14 protein-coding genes are annotated in these 18,014 nt (G+C 69.2%); 8 read left to right on the forward strand and 6 right to left on the reverse strand.

The window, feature by feature from the left end; genetic code table 11:
* The first annotated feature begins 399 nt into the window (after positions 1–399).
* From ACZYRS_RS22420 to ACZYRS_RS22445, 6 genes are all read left to right on the forward strand, one after another.
* Positions 400–3,966, forward strand: a complete 3,567-nt coding sequence (locus ACZYRS_RS22420; RefSeq protein WP_463421033.1) for a transglutaminase family protein — start codon at positions 400–402, stop codon at positions 3,964–3,966.
* 63 nt (positions 3,967–4,029) lie between these two features.
* Positions 4,030–6,792, forward strand: coding sequence for a circularly permuted type 2 ATP-grasp protein (locus tag ACZYRS_RS22425; RefSeq protein ID WP_463421034.1), 2,763 nt, complete (start codon positions 4,030–4,032; stop codon positions 6,790–6,792).
* Positions 6,793–6,824: 32 nt separating this feature from the next.
* Positions 6,825–7,643 (forward strand): basic amino acid ABC transporter substrate-binding protein, encoded by an 819-nt coding sequence (locus ACZYRS_RS22430; RefSeq protein WP_463421035.1) that lies wholly within the window; start codon positions 6,825–6,827, stop codon positions 7,641–7,643.
* A 22-nt stretch (positions 7,644–7,665) separates the two neighbouring features.
* Complete coding sequence (locus ACZYRS_RS22435) at positions 7,666–8,640, forward strand: transglutaminase family protein (protein WP_463421036.1); 975 nt, start codon at positions 7,666–7,668, stop codon at positions 8,638–8,640.
* On the forward strand, positions 8,637–9,095 hold the full coding sequence (locus ACZYRS_RS22440; protein ID WP_463421037.1) for a RidA family protein: 459 nt from the start codon (positions 8,637–8,639) through the stop codon (positions 9,093–9,095). The genes ACZYRS_RS22435 and ACZYRS_RS22440 overlap by 4 nt, the downstream gene beginning before the upstream one ends.
* A 56-nt stretch (positions 9,096–9,151) precedes the next feature.
* Positions 9,152–9,514, forward strand: a complete 363-nt coding sequence (locus tag ACZYRS_RS22445; RefSeq protein ID WP_198789516.1) for a DUF2845 domain-containing protein — start codon at positions 9,152–9,154, stop codon at positions 9,512–9,514.
* A 3-nt stretch (positions 9,515–9,517) separates the two neighbouring features.
* Here the strand turns inward: ACZYRS_RS22445 and ACZYRS_RS22450 are convergent, their stop codons facing one another.
* Entirely contained in the window at positions 9,518–10,453 is a 936-nt protein-coding gene (locus tag ACZYRS_RS22450; protein ID WP_463421038.1) for a LysR family transcriptional regulator, read from the reverse strand.
* 143 nt (positions 10,454–10,596) lie between these two features.
* On the opposite strand from ACZYRS_RS22450, the gene ACZYRS_RS22455 reads away from it, so the two are divergent.
* A complete protein-coding gene (locus tag ACZYRS_RS22455) occupies positions 10,597–11,736 on the forward strand; it encodes a DSD1 family PLP-dependent enzyme (RefSeq protein ID WP_463421039.1) in 1,140 nt (379 codons plus the stop codon).
* A 22-nt stretch (positions 11,737–11,758) separates the two neighbouring features.
* Here ACZYRS_RS22455 and ACZYRS_RS22460 read toward each other — a convergent pair whose 3' ends face one another.
* The 3 genes from ACZYRS_RS22460 to ACZYRS_RS22470 form a co-directional block, all read right to left on the reverse strand.
* The gene (locus ACZYRS_RS22460) at positions 11,759–12,190 is read right to left on the reverse strand and encodes a YybH family protein (protein WP_463421040.1); all 432 of its coding nucleotides are present in this window, start codon (positions 12,188–12,190) and stop codon (positions 11,759–11,761) included.
* 106 nt (positions 12,191–12,296) lie between these two features.
* On the reverse strand, positions 12,297–13,856 hold the full coding sequence (locus ACZYRS_RS22465; protein WP_463421041.1) for a serine hydrolase domain-containing protein: 1,560 nt from the start codon (positions 13,854–13,856) through the stop codon (positions 12,297–12,299).
* A gap of 68 nt (positions 13,857–13,924) precedes the next feature.
* Complete coding sequence (locus ACZYRS_RS22470; protein WP_463421042.1) at positions 13,925–14,272, reverse strand: hemagglutinin; 348 nt, start codon at positions 14,270–14,272, stop codon at positions 13,925–13,927.
* A 99-nt stretch (positions 14,273–14,371) separates the two neighbouring features.
* Between ACZYRS_RS22470 and ACZYRS_RS22475 the strand changes: the two genes are divergently transcribed.
* Complete coding sequence (locus tag ACZYRS_RS22475) at positions 14,372–16,102, forward strand: GMC family oxidoreductase (RefSeq protein WP_463421043.1); 1,731 nt, start codon at positions 14,372–14,374, stop codon at positions 16,100–16,102.
* On the opposite strand, the gene ACZYRS_RS22480 is transcribed toward ACZYRS_RS22475, so the two are convergent.
* On the reverse strand, positions 16,002–17,027 hold the full coding sequence (locus tag ACZYRS_RS22480) for a LacI family DNA-binding transcriptional regulator (protein WP_042580493.1): 1,026 nt from the start codon (positions 17,025–17,027) through the stop codon (positions 16,002–16,004). The genes ACZYRS_RS22475 and ACZYRS_RS22480 overlap by 101 nt on opposite strands.
* Position 17,028: 1 nt before the next feature.
* Positions 17,029–18,009, reverse strand: coding sequence for a 2-hydroxyacid dehydrogenase (locus ACZYRS_RS22485; RefSeq protein ID WP_463421044.1), 981 nt, complete (start codon positions 18,007–18,009; stop codon positions 17,029–17,031).
* Positions 18,010–18,014: the final 5 nt, after the last annotated feature.

The following is an 18,014-nucleotide window of genomic DNA, read 5'->3' on the forward strand; positions in this document are numbered from 1 at the left end:
TCCACGACACATGATGCAAACCCTCCCCGAACCCGCGCTCGATGGCGCGTTAATTGCTTGGCTTCCAGGGCCTGCCACCCATTGAACGCCCTCGCGCTGGCCCCGCCATGCGGTGGATGTGCGGAGGACGGCGCAGCCCATGGTCATCCATGGGCAAGCCGGCCGACAAAGCAGACGCCGTATGGCGGGGCCAGCCCGGAGGGAAACCCTGATGCGCGGGTCATTGCGGCGTTGCCCTTCGCTTGCGTAGCGGTGCTACGCGGCGCTCAGGGCGCCTTGCACTGCCCCGCGCATCAGGGTTTCGCGAGGGCGTTCAATGGGTGGCAGGCCCTAGGCTAGTATGCGTCTCACAAGAGACATCTTTTCGATGCAATCTCGCAGTACTGCACATAAAAACGCATGTCCATTCACGCCGCACTCCACCACGTCACCCACTACAAATACGACCGCCTGGTGCAGTTGGGCCCGCAGGTCGTGCGCCTGCGGCCCGCGCCGCATTGCCGCAGCAACGTGATCTCGTACTCGCTCACCGTCGAGCCGGCCGAGCACTTCGTCAACTGGATGCAGGACCCGTTCGCCAACTACCAGGCGCGGCTGGTGTTCCCCGAGAAGACACGCGAATTCAAGGTCACCGTCGACCTCGTGGTCGAGATGGCGGTCTACAACCCCTTCGACTTTTTCCTGGAGCCGCAGGCCGAGAACTTTCCGTTCAAGTACACCGCCTCGCAGGCCGAGGAACTCGCGCCCTACCTCGTGGCCGATCCGGCGACGCCGCTGGTGGAGGCCTACCTCGAGAAGATCGACCGCAAGGAGCAGCGCACCATCGACTTCCTGGTGGGCCTGAACCAGCAGGTGCAGCAGGACGTCAACTACCTCATCCGCATGGAGCCCGGCGTGCAGTCGCCGGAAGAGACGCTCACCAACGGCAGCGGCTCGTGCCGCGACTCGGGCTGGCTGTTGGTGCAGCTCCTGCGCCACATGGGGCTGGCCGCGCGCTTCGTCTCGGGCTACCTCATCCAGCTCACGCCCGACGTGAAGGCGCTGGACGGCCCGAGCGGCACGACGGTCGACTTCACCGACCTGCACGCCTGGTGCGAGGTGTTCCTGCCGGGCGCGGGCTGGATCGGCCTGGACGCCACCTCGGGCCTCATGGCCGGCGAAGGCCACATCCCGCTCGCCTGCACGCCCACGCCGTCGAGCGCGGCGCCCATCGAAGGCGGCGTGGACGAATCGGAGGTCGAGTTCGGCCACGAGATGAAGGTCACGCGCATCTACGAATCGCCGCGCGTCACCAAGCCCTACACCGAAGAGCAATGGGCCGAGGTGCTCTCGCTCGGCGATGCCGTCGATGCGCGCCTGAAGGCCGGCGACGTGCGCCTCACGATGGGCGGCGAGCCCACCTACGTGGCCACCGCCGACCGCGACGCGCCCGAGTGGAACACCGACGCGCTCGGCCCCACCAAGCGCGGCTACGCGACCGAGCTCGTTCACAAGCTGCGCGCCGAATACGGCAACGGCGGGTTCCTGCATTTCGGCCAGGGCAAGTGGTACCCGGGCGAGCAGCTGCCGCGCTGGGCCCTCTCGATCTTCTGGCGCGCCGACGGCCAGACGCTGTGGCACGACCCGGCGCTCTTCGCCGACGAACGCTTCCCCACGCACTACACGAGCGAGGACGCACGCCGCTTCACCACCACGCTGGCCGGCAACCTCGGCCTCACCGAGCGCTACATCCAGCCCGGCTACGAAGACACCTACTACTACCTCTGGCGCGAACGCCGCCTGCCGGTGAACGTCGATCCTTTCGAGTCGAAGCTGGACGACGAGCTCGAACGCGTGCGCCTTCGCCGCGTGTTCACGCAGAAGCTGGACGCGGTGATCGGCTACATGCTGCCCATCGAGCCGGGCCACGCGAACGGCGATGCGCCCGCGCTCGCCGGCCCCGGCTGGAAGACCGGCCCCTGGTTCCTGCGCGACGACCGGCTCTATCTCATTCCGGGCGATTCGCCCATGGGCTACCGCCTGCCGCTCGACTCGCAGCCGTGGGCCAGCAAGGGCGACTACCCCTACCTGATCGAGCGCGACCCGACCGCCCCGCGCGGCGCGCTGCCGAGCGCGGCCGACTACCGTGCGCGCTACAGCACAGGCGCTGTCGGTGCAGCCGGCTCCACGGGCGCCAACCTCGGCGACGTGCCCTACACCTTCGGCACGCCGCCCGTGGTGCCCGCATCGTTGCGCATGCAGAGCCCCGGCGATGCGGCCAGCGGTGATGCCGCAGCGGCCGCCGCATGTGCCGCCGACGCGAGCGCCGATGCCTCGGCCACCTCCGCCACCTCCGCCCCGTCCGCCACACCTGCCACCCGCCAGCCCCTGCGCGGCGAATCGGCCCACTGGGTCACGCGCACCGCGCTGTGCGTGGAGGTGCGCGATCCGCGCCGCGCCAACGGCCCGTCGGCCGAGAAGAAGGGCAGCGCCTCGGGCGTGCTCTACGTCTTCATGCCGCCGCTCGCGCGCCTGGAGGACTACCTGGACCTCGTCGCCGCCGTCGAAGCCACCGCGCGCGAGCTGGACATGCGCATCGTGATGGAAGGCTATCCGCCGCCGCGCGATCAGCGCCTGAAAATGCTGGCCGTCACGCCCGACCCGGGCGTGATCGAAGTCAACATCCACCCGGCCCACAACTGGAAGGAACTGGTCGCGCACACCGAGTTCCTCTACAACGCCGCGTTCGAGACGCGCCTGTCGGCCGAGAAGTTCATGACCGACGGCCGCCACACTGGCACCGGCGGCGGCAACCACTTCGTGATGGGCGGCGCGACGCCCGCCGACAGCCCGTTCCTTCGCCGGCCCGAGCTGCTCGCGAGCCTCTTGCTCTATTGGCACAACCACCCGTCGCTGAGCTACCTCTTCTCGGGCATGTTCATCGGCCCGACGAGCCAGGCGCCGCGCGTGGACGAGGCGCGCAACGACCAGGTCTACGAACTGGAAATCGCCCTGCAGGAAATCGCGAAGAACCGCGAGATCTACGGCCAGAACATGCCCGCATGGCTGGTCGACCGCACGCTGCGCAACATCCTCATCGACGTGTCGGGCAACACGCACCGCAGCGAGTTCTGCATCGACAAGCTCTACTCGCCCGATTCGAGCACCGGTCGCCTGGGCCTGCTGGAGCTGCGCGCCTTCGAGATGCCGCCGCATGCGCGCATGAGCATCGCGCAGCAACTGCTGATCCGCGCGCTGGTGGCCCGCTTCTGGGACGAGCCCTACAAGGCGCCGGTCACCCGCTGGGGCACCGAGCTGCACGACCGGTTCCTTTTGCCGACCTTCGTGAAGATGGACTTCGACGACGTCATCAGCGAGATGCGCCAGGCCGGCTTCGCGTTCGATCCCGACTGGTTCGCGCCGCACTTCGAGTTCCGCTTCCCGCTCGTGGGCCAGATGCAGGCGATGGGCGTGGAGCTCTCGCTGCGCAACGCCCTGGAGCCGTGGCACGTGATGGGCGAGGAAGGTTCGGCGGGCGGCACGGTGCGCTATGTCGATTCGTCGCTCGAGCGCATCGAGGTGCGCGTGACGGGCCTGAACGAGAGCCGCCACGTCGTCACCGTCAACGGCAAGGTGCTGCCGCTGCAGCCCACGGGCGTGACCGGCGAATTCGTCGCGGGCGTGCGCTACAAGGCCTGGAACCCGCCCTCGGCGCTGCACCCGAGCATCGGCGCCCACGCGCCGCTGACCTTCGACCTGGTGGACACCTGGATGAAGCGGTCCCTCGGCGGCTGCCAGTACTTCGTGGCCCACCCGGGCGGGCGCAACTACGACAGCTTCCCGGTCAACGCCTACGAGGCCGAGAGCCGCCGCCATTCGCGCTTCACGCGCATGGGCCACACGCCCGGCCTCATGCGCACGCCGCCGGCCACCATCGAGCTGCCGGGCAGCCGCGAATTCCCGTTCACGCTCGATCTGCGCCGATAAGGGGTCATTTAGCACACTGCCAGAGCGGCCGCGCCGTGACGGCGGTGTGACAATCCACCCCCTGTGGAACCTTTGAACGAATCCCTGTTCGACGCCCAGGCCCTGGAGTTTCCAGCGGCCCTGGCGTCGGCGCTCGCACCGGCCGCGCTGCCCGGCCACTTCGACGAGTTGCGTGGCCAGGCCACCGCGGCTGCGCCCGCGAGGCCCGCTTCCGGTGGTGCGGCGCCGGCGACTGCGCCGGCCCCGCTGCTGTACGACGCGGCGGCGGAGCGGCCGGCGGCCACGCCGTCGCAGTCCCAATCGCAATCGTCCCAATCGCAGTCCCAGTCGCAGTCCCAGTCGCAGCAGCAAACGTCGTCCAACGACAAACCGCCGCTCACTCCCGCCTGGAACGCCTTCTTCGACCAGCTCGGCCCGGGCGGCTTCAACGACCTGCCGCGCCGCGCGGTGAGCCTGGAGCGGCAGATCCGCGACAACGGCGTCACCTACAACGTCTACGCCGACGCCAACGGACCGCAGCGCCCCTGGTCGCTGGACCTCTTTCCGCTGATCGTCTCTCCCGAGAGCTGGAGCCAGATCGAGGCCGGCGTGCTGCAGCGCGTGCGCGTGCTCGACCGCGTGATGGCCGACGTGTACGGCCCGCAGCAACTGCTGAGCGAAGGGCTCCTGCCGCCGGCGCTGGTGCGCGGCCATCCGGGCTACCTGCGCGCGCTGCACGGCGTGAAGCCGCCGGGCGACACCTGGCTGCACATCGCGGCCTTCGACCTCGCGCGCGGCCCCGACGGCAACTGGTGGGTGGTGTCGCAGCGCACCCAGGCGCCCTCGGGCCTGGGCTACCTGCTGGAGAACCGCCTGGCCATCACGCGGCAGTTTCCGCAGGCCTTCGAGGCGCTGCACGTGCAGCGCCTGGCCGCCACCTACAGCGCCATGATGGACGGCCTGCAGCGCATGTGCCCGGCCGGCGTGCCGCCCCACATCGCCCTCCTCACCCCCGGCCCGTACAACGAGACCTACTTCGAGCACGCGTACCTCGCGCGGTATCTGGGCGTGACGCTGGTCGAGGGCAGCGACCTCACGGTGCGCGACCAGCGCCTGTACCTCAAGACCCTGCAGGGCCTGCGCCCGGTGCACGGCCTCATCAAGCGGCTGGACGACCAGTTCCTCGACCCGCTGGAACTGCGCCCCGATTCCACGCTCGGCGTGCCCGGGCTCCTGCAGGCGATTCGCGCCGGCAATGTGCTGGTGGCCAACATGCCAGGCTCGGCGTTCCTCGAATCGCCCGCATTGCTCGGCTTCCTGCCGGGCCTGGCGCGCCGGCTGATCGGCGAGAAGCTCAAGCTCCCGGCCCTCCCCACCTGGTGGTGCGGCGAGCGCGCCGCGCTCGAGGCGGTGCTGCCGCAGCTGGGCGATTGCGCCATCAAGCCCACCTACCCCGGCTTCGACGGCCAGACCAGTTTCGACGCGGTGCTCGGCAGCCAGCTCGGCCGCCGCGAGCTCGATGAATGGGCCGGCCGCATCGTGCGCGAGGGCGATGCCCACACCGTGCAGAGCTACCTGCCGCTGTCGCAGATGCCCACCTGGGCGAGCGACCTGGGCCCCGGCCACATCGCGCCGCGCGCGGTGCTGCTGCGCGTGTTCGCGGTGAGCGACGGTGCGCAGTCGTGGCGCGTGCTGCCCGGCGGGCTTGCACGGCTTGCGGGCGCGAATGCGCAGATCGCCTCGATGCAGCGCGGCGGCAGCAGCGCCGACGTGTGGGTGCAGACGCACGGCGAGGTCGATCGCACCACGCTGCTGCAGCCGCACGCCACGCCCGCCTCGCTCGCGCGGCACCGCGCGCCGGTCACCAGCCGCGCTGCGGAGAACATGTTCTGGCTCGGCCGCTACACCGAGCGCGCCGAGAACGCGGTGCGCCTGGCGCGCCTCACGCTCAACCTGCTGGGCGGCGAAGACCAGTCGTCGCGCCCGCTGCTCGAATGGCTGCACCGCATGGCCGTGCGCAATGCGCTAGTGCCGGCCGAGGCGCCGAGCGCGCCGCAATCGCGCCGGGTGTTCGAACGTGCGCTGGTGGCCGAGCTCGGCGACGTGGACAAGGGCGGCAGCGTCGGCTACAGCCTGCGCTGCATCCGCGAGGCCGCTGCTGCCGTGCGCGAGCGGCTCTCGCAGGACAACTGGAACCAGATCGTGCGCGCCGAGGCCGACTTCCTGCGCCGCGCGGCCGAGCAGGCCGGCGAAGGCAGCTTCGCCGCCAGCGCCGCGCTGCGCGCGCTCGAATCGGCCAGCACCGCGCTGGCCGCGATGACCGGCGCGCAGACCGACCGCATGACGCGCGACGACGCCTGGCGCCTGCTGTCCATCGGCCGCCACATCGAGCGCCTGGGCTTTTTGTCGAACGCGCTGGAAGCCGGCTTCGACAACGGCGCCGTGCACGAGGTCAGCGGCTTCGAGGCGATGGTGGCGCTGTTCGACAGCACCATCACCTTCCATGCGCGCTACCAGCAGCGCCGCGACGTGGCCACGCTGGTCGACCTCTTGGTGCTGGATGCCGAGAACCCGCGCTCGCTGGCCTGGGTCACGCAGACCCTGCGCGGCCGCATCGCGCGGCTCGCGGGCAGCGCGCCGGGCAAGCTCACCGCGCTGTCGTACGAGCTGCCCGATCCGGCCACCTGGACGCTGGAACACCTTTGCGCTACCGGACCCGAAGCGAACTATCCCGCGCTGGTGCAGTTGCTCGCCAACTGCGAGACGGCGGCCTACCATGTGTCGGACGCCATCGGCACGCGCTACTTCACGCTCACCTCCGAATCGCTGCGCTCGGTCGGCGCGTGATCTCACAACGATATTTCGAAGGAGGCACTTCCATGTCAGGCATCGCCATCAACCGCCGATTCACACTGACCACCGCGGTACTTGTCGCCGGCCTCATGCTCGCCGGCTGCGGCAAGCAGGAAAGCGCCGCGCCCACCGCCGCCTCCGCGCCGCCGCCCGCCGCCGCCCGCGTGCTGGTCGTGGGCACCGACGCCGCCTACGCGCCCTTCGAATCGCAGAACGAAAAGGGCGAGGTCGTGGGCTTCGACATCGACGTGGTCAAGGCCGTCGCGCAGAAGGCCGGCATCGAGGTGAAGTTCGTCAACACGCCGTGGGAAGGCATCTTCAATTCGCTCGACCAGGGCGACCGCGACCTGCTGGTGTCGTCCATCACCATCACCAACGAGCGCCGCCAGACCATGGACTTCTCGCAGCCCTACTTCGAGGCCCGGCAGCTCATCGCGGTCAAGAGCGATTCGCCGGTCGCGAAGTTCGAGGACATCAAGAACCTGAAGGTCGGCGTGCAGAACGGCACGACCGGCGACGAGGTCGTGGGCAAGCTGCTGGGCAAGTCGAGCACCGCCATCAAGCGCTTCGAATCCACGCCGCTCGCGCTGAAGGAGCTCGAAGCCGGCGGCGTGCAGGCGGTGGTGGCCGACAACGGCGTGGTGGCGCACTACCTGGCCAACAACGCGGGCGGCGGTTTCAAGACGGTGAGCGATGCGGGCTTTCCGGCCGAGCAGTACGGCATCGCGGTGAAGAAGGGAAATGCCGAGCTGCTCGCCAGGATCGACAAGGGCCTGGCGGACATCAAGGCCGACGGCACCTACGCGAAGATCTACGCCTCGCACTTCGGTGCCGAGTCGAAATAAAAAAACAACCCACGATCTCGCCATGCTGCTGCACGTCACCCACGAAACCCGCTACGAGTACGCACCGCCGGTCGAGACGGCGCAGCACCTGGCCCACCTGAAGCCGCTGGCCACCGGTTCGCAGCGGCTGGTGAGCCACCAGCTCGCGATCGATCCAGCACCGGCCCAGCGCAGCGAGTTGCCCGACGTCTACGGCAACACCCGCGCCTTCTTCGCGCTCGAAGCCACGCACGACCGGCTGGTGGTCACCGCCGAGAGCGTGGTCGAGACCTCGGTGCCGGTGCTCTCGAGCGCGGTGGCGCGCGAGCTGCCCTGGGAGGCCGTGCGGGAGCGCTTTCGCTTTCGCAAGGACGCCACCTTCGATGCGGCTTCCGAGTTTGTCTTTCCCTCGCCCTACGTGCCGCGCCACGACGATTTCGCCGCCTATGCGCGCGCGAGCTTCGTGCCCGGCCGGCCCACCTTCGACGTGGCGATGGACCTCACCGAGCGCATGTACCGCGACTTCGACTACGACGCCGACAGCACCGAGATCAACACCCCCGCCGTCGAGGCGCTGGCCCAGCGCAAGGGCGTGTGCCAGGACTTTGCGCACATCATGATCGCGTGCTTTCGCACGCTGGGCCTGCCCGCGCGCTACGTGAGCGGCTACCTGCTCACGCAGCCGCCGCCCGGCCAGCCGCGCCTGGTGGGCGCCGATGCGTCGCACGCGTGGGTGTCGGTGTACCTGCCCGGCCACGGGGAAGAGGACGACGGCCCCGAAAGCGCCGGCGGCTGGGCCGATTTCGACCCCACCAACGGCCGCCAGCCCGGCGAAGACTACGTGACGCTGGCCATCGGCCGCGACTACTCCGACGTCTCGCCGATGCGCGGCGTACTGCATGGCGGCGCCAGGCACACGCTGAGCGTCGGGGTGACCGTGCAGCCCGTGGGGGAAGTGGTCCAGGCGCCGCCGCAAAGCCAGACACAATCGTCATCCCAAGACAAGGAGTCTCCATGAGCGTTTACGACAAACTTTCCAGCCTCGGCATCACCCTGCCCCCGGTCTCGGCCCCCGCCGCCGCCTACGTGCCTTTCGTGCAGACCGGCAACCTCGTGTTCCTCTCGGGCCACATCGCCAAGAAGGACGGCAAGGTCTGGGCCGGCCAGCTCGGCGTGAACATCACCACCGAGGAAGGCAAGCAGGCCGCCCGCGTGATCGCCATCGACCTCCTGGGCACGCTGCACGCGGCCGTGGGCGACCTCAACAAGGTCAAGCGCATCGTCAAGGTGATGAGCCTGGTGAACTCGGTCGGCACCTTCACCGAACAGCACCTGGTGACCAACGGCGCGAGCGAATTCTTCGCCGAGGTCTTCGGCCCCGAAAAGGGCGCGCATGCGCGCAGCGCCTTCGGCGTGGCGCAAGTGCCGATGGGCGCCTGCGTCGAGATCGAGCTGATCGCCGAAGTCGGCTGATCCGTCAGAAAAAAACGCCCCGCTGGCCGGGGCTTTTTTTCGAACCTTCGACCGTCATGAACACCGTCCTGCGAACCCTCGCCTCGACCGCGCTTCTGTTCGCCGTCCTGCAGCCCGGCGGCGCTTCCGCGCAATCGCTCAGCTGCGGCGGCTTTCTCGCGGGCGTTGGCGAATCGAAGTTCTCCGTCCTCAACAAATGCGGCGAGCCGGTGCTCAAGGACATCGTCTGCGTCCCCCGCCCGCAGGTCGAAGTGATCCTCGCGCCGGGCGTGCGCGGCGGCACGCGGCAGATCATCAGCCAGCAGTGCATCCCGATGGAAGACTGGACCTACCACCGCGGACAGGGCAATTTCCTCGGGATCGTTCGCTTCTACAACGGCGCTGTCGAATCGGTGCGCGACGGCGATCGCGTCCAGTAAGAACTAGGGTGAGCTGCCGAAGCTCTCCTCCAGGAATTCGATCAACGCCTGCACGCGCGCCGTGCGCCCCTTGCGGGTCGGCACCAGCAGCACGACCGGTGCGCTGTCGAATTCCCAATCTTTCAGCACCCGCACCAGCGAGCCTCGCGCGATCGCGTCCGCCGCGTCCCATTCGGAGCGCAGCACCAGCCCCATGCCCTGCTCGGCCCAGTGCCGCGCCACGCTGCCGTCGTTGGTGACGAAGGCCGGCGCGATGCGCAGCGTCTCGCGCGCGCCCGCGCGCCCGAGTGTCTTCGCGTTCGCCTTCGCCTTGGGGTTCGCCGCGCGGCGCACATGCCACAGCGTGACGTCCTCGTCGTTCTCGCGGATGACGATGCAGTCGTGCGCCATCACGTCGCGCGGAATGCGGGGCGTGCCGCGCGCGCGCAGGTACGCGGGGCTCGCGCACAGCCAGCGCGCGTTGGCGCTCAGCGTGCGCGCGACCCACGACGAATCGCGCACCGTGCCGATGTGGATGATCGCGTCCGCATCGTGCCGGTCGGGCCACGGCGTCTCGCGCAGGTCGAACTGGATGCGCAGGCCCGGATGCAGCCGCGCGAAGCGCGCGAGCATCGGCGCCACGTACTGCCGGCCGTAGCCGAAGGGCGCAGCGATGCGCAGCGTGCCGGTGAGCCGGCGGTCGTCGCGCTGCATCGATTCGCGCAGCCCCTCGATCTGCCCGAGCAGCGCCGCGGCCTCGCGCGCGAAGCGCTCGCCCTCGGCGGTGAGGCTCAGGCGCCGCGCGGTGCGGGTGGCGAGCGAGAGACCGAGCGCGGCCTCGAGCTTGCGCAGCCGCATCGACAGCGCGGGCGGCGTGACGTCGAGCGAACGCGCCGCGGCGCTGAGCGAAGGCTCGCGCAGCAGGGCCGCTGCCAGTTGCATGTCCTCGATCTGGATCATTAACCTGTGCTTAACGATTGATGAGTCTGCATTGAAGCACAACGACGGCTCGGGAACGTACAGTCCGCGACCAGGCAAGCCCTTGCTGCCCCAGCCAGCGCCCACCCGCGCGCCAAGCTCCTCGACCTGAACGGAACGCTGCCATGAACGCCCCTACTCTCGCCACCATCGACACGCCCGCCGCCATCGTCGAGCGCCCGCGCATGCAGCACAACATCGCACGGATGCAGGCGCGCATGAACGCGCTCGGCGTGCGCTTCCGCCCGCACGTGAAGACCAGCAAGTGCATCGACGTGGCGCGTGCGCAGCGCGACGCGGGTGCGCAGGGCATCACCGTCTCCACGCTGAAGGAGGCCGAGCAGTTCTTCGCCGCCGGCTTCACCGACATCCTCTATGCCGTGGGCATGGCGGCGCACCGGCTGCCGCATGCGCTCGAGTTGCGCCGCCGCGGCTGCGCGCTGTCGATCATCACGGACGGCGTGACCTCGGCGCGCGCCATTGCCGAGTTCGGCCGCGCGAACGGCGAGGCCTTCGAGGTGCTGATCGAAGTCGACACCGACGGCCACCGCTCCGGCATCCGCCCGGACGACGACGTGCTGCGCGAAGTCGCCCACGTGCTGCACGACGGCGGCATGCGCCTGGCCGGCGTGATGACGCACGCAGGCTCCAGCTACGACCTGGACACGCCGGAAGCCCTCAAGGCCATGGCCGAGCAGGAGCGCAGCGGCTGCGTGCGCGCCGCACAGCGGCTGCGCGATGCGGGCCTGCCCTGCGCCATCGTCAGCGTGGGTTCCACGCCGACGGCGTTGATGGCCGAGGGCCTCGATGGTGTGACCGAAGTGCGCGCGGGCGTCTACGTGTTCTTCGACCTCGTGATGCGCAACGTCGGCGTCTGCAGCACGGACGAGGTCGCGCTGAGCGTGCTCACCACCGTGATCGGCCACCAGGTCGAGAAGGGCTGGGCCATCGTCGATGCGGGCTGGATGGCCATGAGCCGCGACCGCGGCACGCAAAAGCAGAAGCGCGACTTCGGCTACGGCCAGGTCTGCGATCTCGACGGGAATGTGCTCGACGGCTACGTGCTCAGCGGCGCGAACCAGGAGCACGGCATCCTCTCGCGCGAAGGCGAGCCCGACACCAACATTGCGACGCGCTTTCCGATCGGCACGCGCCTGCGCATCCTGCCCAATCACGCCTGCGCCACAGGCGCGCAGTACCCCGAGTACCAGGCGCTGGGTGAAGACGGCGCGCTGCAGACGTGGGGCCGCTTCCACGGCTGGTGATCAGCTCTTCTTCACTTCTTTTTCACTTCTTCTTCGGCGCTTCCTTCGCCATGCCGTCGGCGTGGCGGTGCATCAGCTTCCAGTCATCGCCCTCGCGCCGGAAGACCTCGGTGATGCGCAGGTCCATCGGCACCGGTTCGCGCTTGCCCTCCATGTTCACCCTGGCGTGCTGGATGCCGACCCAATAGGCCACGCCGTCGCCTGCGCCCATCTGGAAGATCTCGAAGCTGCTTTCGCTGCCCTTGTCGAAAGAGGCGGCATCGAGCGTGTAGCGCGTGGCGACCTCCTCGGTGCCGTGCACATGCCCGCCGCCCGGCCCGAAGAAGGTGGCGTCGGAAGTGCGCGCAAGCAGCGCACCCAGGGGTGCCGCATCGCCGCACACATAGGCTTGCGCGGCCTGCTCGCGCTGCTTCATGAATCGCTCGAAGTGAGCGAGGTCCTTGCTGTCTGTCATGGGTGTCCTTTTCAACAGGGAATGACCTGTTGTGCGACAGCCGCCGGCCGCGGCATGCATGCCGATACCCGATTGCGATGCAGGACACCTCCGACCCGGAGGGCGTTCAGGCCTTCGCGCGGGTCCCCGTGAGCGTCGGCAATTCGGTCGCGCTCGAGTTGACGTTCACGCTGCGATCGAAGCGCATGTAAGGCCCCGAGAACCGGCACTCCACCGTGTCGCGGAACGCCGACTCCACGAAGGTCCATGTCATGACGAAGGTGCGCGCATCGCGCCACTCGCCGCTGGCCACCACGCGCATCACGTCGGGCTGGTACTCGTGGTGCAGCTTGTTGCCGGTGATGGTGGTGTCGCCCTCGAAGGGCTTCTTCAACCCGGCCTGCACCTTGTGCGTGCCGCGGTCGTCTTCCATCGTGAAGGTGCAGGTGTCGCCTGTGAAATCGAGACGCATCGACTTGACCTTCTCCGCGTTGTCCGGAAAGTCGAAGCGCACGCCCGAGACGTTCGCCGCGACGGGCGAACTCGTCGGCTTCACCGGTGGCAACAGTTGCAATGTGCGCGTGCGGTTCTTCAGCGCGGTGTAGTCCTTCTCATTGGCCGTCGCCGTGCCGCCGAATGCCGCGGGAAAGTGCTTGTAGAGGATGCCCGCATTGAAGCCCGCCTTCGGCGGCAGCGCCGAGTTGAGCGCGAGCACCGCGTTCTGCTCGGGGAACACCACCGCGTACTGGCCGAACAATCCGTCGGCGTTGTAGGCCCCATGCTGGCCCAGCCACCACTGGTAGCCATAGCGGTCCTTGGTGTGCGGCTGGTGGACCGAGGCGACCCATTCCTTCGTGAGGATCTGCCTACCGTTCCACTGGCCGTTCTGCGCATGCAGGATGCCCAGCTTGAGCGAATCGACCGTCTTCCAGCTCAGGCCGTTGGCGCCGGGCGAGATGCCCTCGGGCCCCACGTCCCACTCGTAGCCGGTGATGCCCAGCGGATCGAAGAAGCGGGGCTTCAAGTAATCGGCCGTCGACTGCCCCGTGGTCTTCGTGACGATGGCCGACAGCATGTAGGTGGCCGCGCTGGTGTAGACGAACTTGCTGCCCGGCGTGTAGACCACCGGGATCTTGAAGAACTCCGCGATCCAGCTCGTGCGGATCGGCCGCCACACCGAGCCCGACACCATCGACTCGTGGCCGGTGCGCATCGTCAAGAGGTCGCGCACGGTCATGGCCGCGAGGTTGGCGCTGACGGTGGGCGGCAGATGCTCGGGGAAGAAGGAGACGACCTTGTCGTCGAGGCCGAACTTGCCGTCGGCAACGGCCATGCCCACGGCGCACACGGTCACGCTCTTGGTGAGCGAGTGCGTCATGTGCCGGCGCTCGGGCTTGTAGGGGTCCCACCAGCCTTCGGCCACCACATGGCCGTTGCGCCAGAGCATGAAGCTGTGCAGCTCGAACGCGCCGCGCTCGGCATCGTCCAGGAAAGCGAGGATCGCCGCGGGCGAGATGCCCTGCGCCTCGGGCCGGCTGCGCGGCAGGCCGTCGGCAAACACCGGTGCGCCGGCGCCGGTGGCGGCCCAGCCGATGCCGGGGAGCGACGCCATGGCGGTGCCACCGAGGGAAAGCCGCAGCAGGCCGCGGCGCGAGATGGCGGAAGGGATCGTCGTTGTCTCTTGCATGTTGTTGGCTTCCTGGTCTTCCCTGTCTTGCTGGTGGACAGGTCGCCCCAGTTTGGCGCCGGCAGCTGTCAGTCGCCTGTCGGCTTCGACAGGGGAAACCCGGCCGGCCCGAAGGGATGCACGCCGGCCCGGGCGGCGGAATCGATGATCTCGGTCCACGACTTTCCTGCTGCCCGCAACTGGTCCACCGAGGGCCCGAGGACGTTGCCGTATGCCTGCATCGTCCGGGCTTCGATGCGCGCCAGCAGGTCGGGCGGCGTCAGGTCGCGGTAGGCCTCCTTGAGGCGATTGCGCTCGGCCACGACCCAGCGGGCGACCTGCTCCTCGCCCGTGCCCGCAGCGAGCATTGCCGATGCCGACCGGGCGAGCGCATTCACTGCGGCTTCGTAGCGGGAACGCACATCGGGCTCTGGCATCGTGACTTCTCCTGGCGCCGGCGGATCGGTGCCGGTCCTTCCGCGCCATCGTACAGTTCGAGCTCCCGCGGCAGAACACAACAACGACGGAGACATGCCATGGAATTCGACTACGTGATCGTGGGCGGAGGTTCGGGCGGCGCCACGCTGGCCTCCCGCCTCAGCGAAGACCCGGGCGTCACGGTCTGCCTGCTCGAAGCCGGCGGCGACGGCCGCGGCATCCTGGTGCGGGCGCCGGCCGCCACGGTGGCGATGCTGCCGGGCCGCCCGCGCATCAACAACTACGCCTACCAGACCGTGCCGCAGCCCGGCCTGAACGGGCGCCGCGGCTACCAGCCGCGCGGACGCGGCCTCGGCGGATCGAGCGCGATCAACGCCATGCTCTACGTGCGCGGCCACCGCGACGACTACGACGACTGGGCGAACGCCGGCTGCGCGGGCTGGTCGTTCGACGAGGTGCTGCCGTACTTCAAGCGCGCCGAAGGCAACGAGCGCGGCGAGAGCGCGCTGCACGGCGCCGACGGGCCGCTGCAGGTCTCCGAGCAGCAGAGCCCGCGCCCGATCACCGAGGACTTCGTGCGCGCGGCGGCGGAGTGCGGCATCGCACGCAACGACGATTTCAACGGCCCCGAGCAGGAAGGCGCGGGCCTCTACCAGGTCACGCAGTTCCACGGCGGCACGAAGAACGGTGAGCGCTGCTCGGCGGCCGCGGCGTACCTGCATCCGGCGATGAACCGCCCCAACCTCACCGTGCTGACCGGCACGCAGGCCCTGCGCGTGGTGCTCGAGGACAAGCGCGCCACCGGCGTGGAAGTGCGGCGCGGCGGCACCACCGAAGTCATCCGCGCGCACCGCGAAGTGGCGCTGTGCGGCGGCGCCTTCAACTCGCCGCAGCTGCTGATGCTCTCGGGCATCGGCGACCCCGCCGAGCTGGCCCGCCACGGCATCGCGGTGCGGCATGCGCTGCCGGGCGTCGGCCAGAACCTGCAGGACCACACCGATTTCATCCTCGCCTACACCTCCAAGGACACCGACCTCTTCGGCATCGGCGTGAAGGCCGGGCTGAAGTTGACGAAGGCGATCTTCGAGTGGCGAAAGAGCGGCAAGGGCCTCGTCGCGACGCCCTTTGCAGAGGGCGGTGCCTTCATCAAGTCATCGCCCGAGGTGCGCCGGCCCGACCTGCAATTGCACTTCGTGATCGCGATCACCGACGACCATGCGCGCAAGCTGCACATGGGCTTCGGCTTTTCGTGCCACGTGTGCGTGCTGCGGCCCAAGGGCCGCGGCGACGTGCGGCTCAACGATGCGAACCCGCTGTCGGCGCCGCGCATCGACCCGCGGTTTCTCTCCGAGGCCGAAGACATGGCGCTGCTGTTGCAGGGCGTGAAGAAGATGCGCGAGATCCTGCGCGCGCCGGCGCTTCAGAAGTACCGGCACGGCGAGCTCTACACGGCCGATGCGCACACCGACGAAGCGCTCACGCAACACATCCGCGCGCGCGCCGACACCATTTACCACCCGGTGGGCACCTGCAAGATGGGCGTGGACGCGATGGCGGTGGTCGATCCGAAATTGCGCGTGCACGGCATCGAGAACCTGCGCGTGGTCGATGCCTCGGTGATGCCGATGCTCGTCGGCGGCAACACCAACGCGCCGACGATCGTGATTGCCGAGCGTGCGGCCGACTGGATGCGCGGGCCGATCACATTCGACCGCGCGGTGCAGGACGCTAGAGAGCCTGCGACGAACCCCGCACCATCAGCTCTCCCGGAAGCAGCAGCTGGCGCGGCGCCGAATCCAGCCCCCGCAGCCGCTCGATCAGGCATGTAGCAGCCGTGCGGCCGATGGCATCGGTGGGCTGAGCGACGGTGCTCAGGCCCGGCCCGATCAGCGAGGCCCATTCGGGATCGTCGAAGCCGACGAAGCCCAGGTCATCGCCGAACTGCAGGCCCAGCCGCGCCATGGCCTGCGCCACGCGCAGCGTGACCACGGCGTTGCCCGCGACCACGGCGGCGCGGCGGCCGCGCCTGGCGCGCTTGCGCAAGGCGGTCAGTGCGGCGTCCAGCGCATCGTTTTCACCCTCGACCGATTCGAACACCTCGCCCGCCACGCGCGGCTCGTGTGCCGTCACGCAGGCACCGAACGCCGCGGTGCGCTCGCGCCGCGAGCTCACGCCCTTCTGCGGCTCGGTGACGTAGAGCAGTTCGCGGTAGCCGCCTTCGAGCAAGTGCCCGCAGGTGGCCTGCATCGCTGCGTGGTTGTCGAGCGAGACGAAATCGGTGTGCATGCCGGTGTGGCGCCGGTCGACCAGCACCGCGGGCTTGCCGTGCAACGTGACCGCATCGACCACGTTGCTGCCGCGGCCCAGCGTGTTGAGGATGAAGCCGTCGACCTGGTAGCCCGCGAGCGCATCGATCGCTTCGCGCTCGCGTTCGCTCTCGTTGCCGAGGTTGAACAGCATCACGAGGTAGCCGGCGTCCTGGCAGGCCTTCTCGGCGCCGCGCAGCACCGCCACCGAATACGGGTTGGTGATGTCGGCCACGATCAGCCCGATGAGCCGCGAGCGGCCGTGGCTCAGCGCCTGCGCCATCGGGCTCGGCGAATACGCGAGCTTGGCGATGGCCACCTCGACGCGCGCGGCGATGTCGGGGCTGAGCAAGCGCTCGCGGTGGTTGAGGAAGCGAGAGACGGTGGCTTTGGAAACGCCCGCCGCTTCGGCGACATCGGCGATGGTGGCGCGGCCCGTGGGCTTCATGTCACGCGGCGGCGGTGTCGTACGGCGCCGTCGGCTTCTCACCGGCCAGCGCCTGCAGCAGATTGGTCGTCGCGAGCTCGGCCATCGCGTGGCGCGTCTCGTGCGTGGCCGAGCCGATGTGCGGCAGCGGTGTCACGCGCGGGTGCGTGCGCAGCGGCGAATCGGCGGGCAGCGGTTCCTTCGCGAACACGTCGAGGCCCGCGGCGCGCAGCGTGCCGTGGTCCAGCGCGTGCAGCAGCGCCTCTTCGTTCACGGTGGCGCCGCGGCCGCCGTTGATGAACGAGGCGCCCGGCTTCATGCGCGCGAAGAAGGCGGCGTCGATCATGCCGCGCGTGGCATCGGTCAGCGGCAGCATCGCGAGCACGATGTCGGCGCGCGCGAGCAGGTCGTCCAGCGGCGTGTGCGTGGCGCGGCCCTGCAGCTCGGGCGCCTGCGCGGCCAGGTCGACCGGGCGACGCGCGTGATAGAGCACCGGCATGCCGAAGCCCAGCGCGGCGCGGCGCGCCACGGCCTGGCCGATGCGGCCGAAACCGAGGATGCCCAGCGTCTTGCCGTGCACGTCGGTGCCGAAAAGTTCTTCGCCGATGTTCTTCGTCCAGCGGCCTTCGCGCACGAGGTTCGAGAGCTCGACGACGCGGCGCTGCGTGGCCATGAGGATCGCGAACACCGTGTCGGCCACCGTCTCGGTGAGTACGTCGGGCGTGTGGCACAGCACGATGCCGCGCCTGTGCAATTCGGCGAGCGGGTAGTTGTCCACGCCGACCGACACGCTCGAAATCACCTCGAGTTGCGGCGCCGCATCGAGCAGCGCGGCGTCGACCGTGTGGCTCGATCCGATCAGGCCGTTCGCGGTCGCGAGCGCGGCGGCGAAGGCCTCGGGCGCCTTGCGCGGATCGGCCACGGTCACGTTGTGGGCCGCTTGCAGGCGCGCCAGCTGGTCTTGGGGCAGGGGCCGGAAAACGAGCACGTTCTTTTTTGTCATGGTGT

This window comes from Variovorax sp. AC194 (assembly GCF_979257995.1).

Bases quoted from the DNA above. Each gene is read 5' to 3' on its own strand.
- ACZYRS_RS22465 (WP_463421041.1), bottom strand. From the start codon at position 13,856: ATGCAAGAGACAACGACGATCCCTTCCGCCATCTCGCGCCGCGGCCTG.
- ACZYRS_RS22450 (WP_463421038.1), bottom strand. From the start codon at position 10,453: ATGATCCAGATCGAGGACATGCAACTGGCAGCGGCCCTGCTGCGCGAG.
- ACZYRS_RS22485 (WP_463421044.1), bottom strand. From the start codon at position 18,009: ATGACAAAAAAGAACGTGCTCGTTTTCCGGCCCCTGCCCCAAGACCAG.
- ACZYRS_RS22440 (WP_463421037.1), top strand. From the start codon at position 8,637: ATGAGCGTTTACGACAAACTTTCCAGCCTCGGCATCACCCTGCCCCCG.
- ACZYRS_RS22445 (WP_198789516.1), top strand. From the start codon at position 9,152: ATGAACACCGTCCTGCGAACCCTCGCCTCGACCGCGCTTCTGTTCGCC.
- ACZYRS_RS22460 (WP_463421040.1), bottom strand. From the start codon at position 12,190: ATGACAGACAGCAAGGACCTCGCTCACTTCGAGCGATTCATGAAGCAG.
- ACZYRS_RS22475 (WP_463421043.1), top strand. From the start codon at position 14,372: ATGGAATTCGACTACGTGATCGTGGGCGGAGGTTCGGGCGGCGCCACG.
- ACZYRS_RS22455 (WP_463421039.1), top strand. From the start codon at position 10,597: ATGAACGCCCCTACTCTCGCCACCATCGACACGCCCGCCGCCATCGTC.
- ACZYRS_RS22430 (WP_463421035.1), top strand. From the start codon at position 6,825: ATGTCAGGCATCGCCATCAACCGCCGATTCACACTGACCACCGCGGTA.
- ACZYRS_RS22435 (WP_463421036.1), top strand. From the start codon at position 7,666: ATGCTGCTGCACGTCACCCACGAAACCCGCTACGAGTACGCACCGCCG.
- ACZYRS_RS22480 (WP_042580493.1), bottom strand. From the start codon at position 17,027: ATGAAGCCCACGGGCCGCGCCACCATCGCCGATGTCGCCGAAGCGGCG.
- ACZYRS_RS22420 (WP_463421033.1), top strand. From the start codon at position 400: ATGTCCATTCACGCCGCACTCCACCACGTCACCCACTACAAATACGAC.
- ACZYRS_RS22470 (WP_463421042.1), bottom strand. From the start codon at position 14,272: ATGCCAGAGCCCGATGTGCGTTCCCGCTACGAAGCCGCAGTGAATGCG.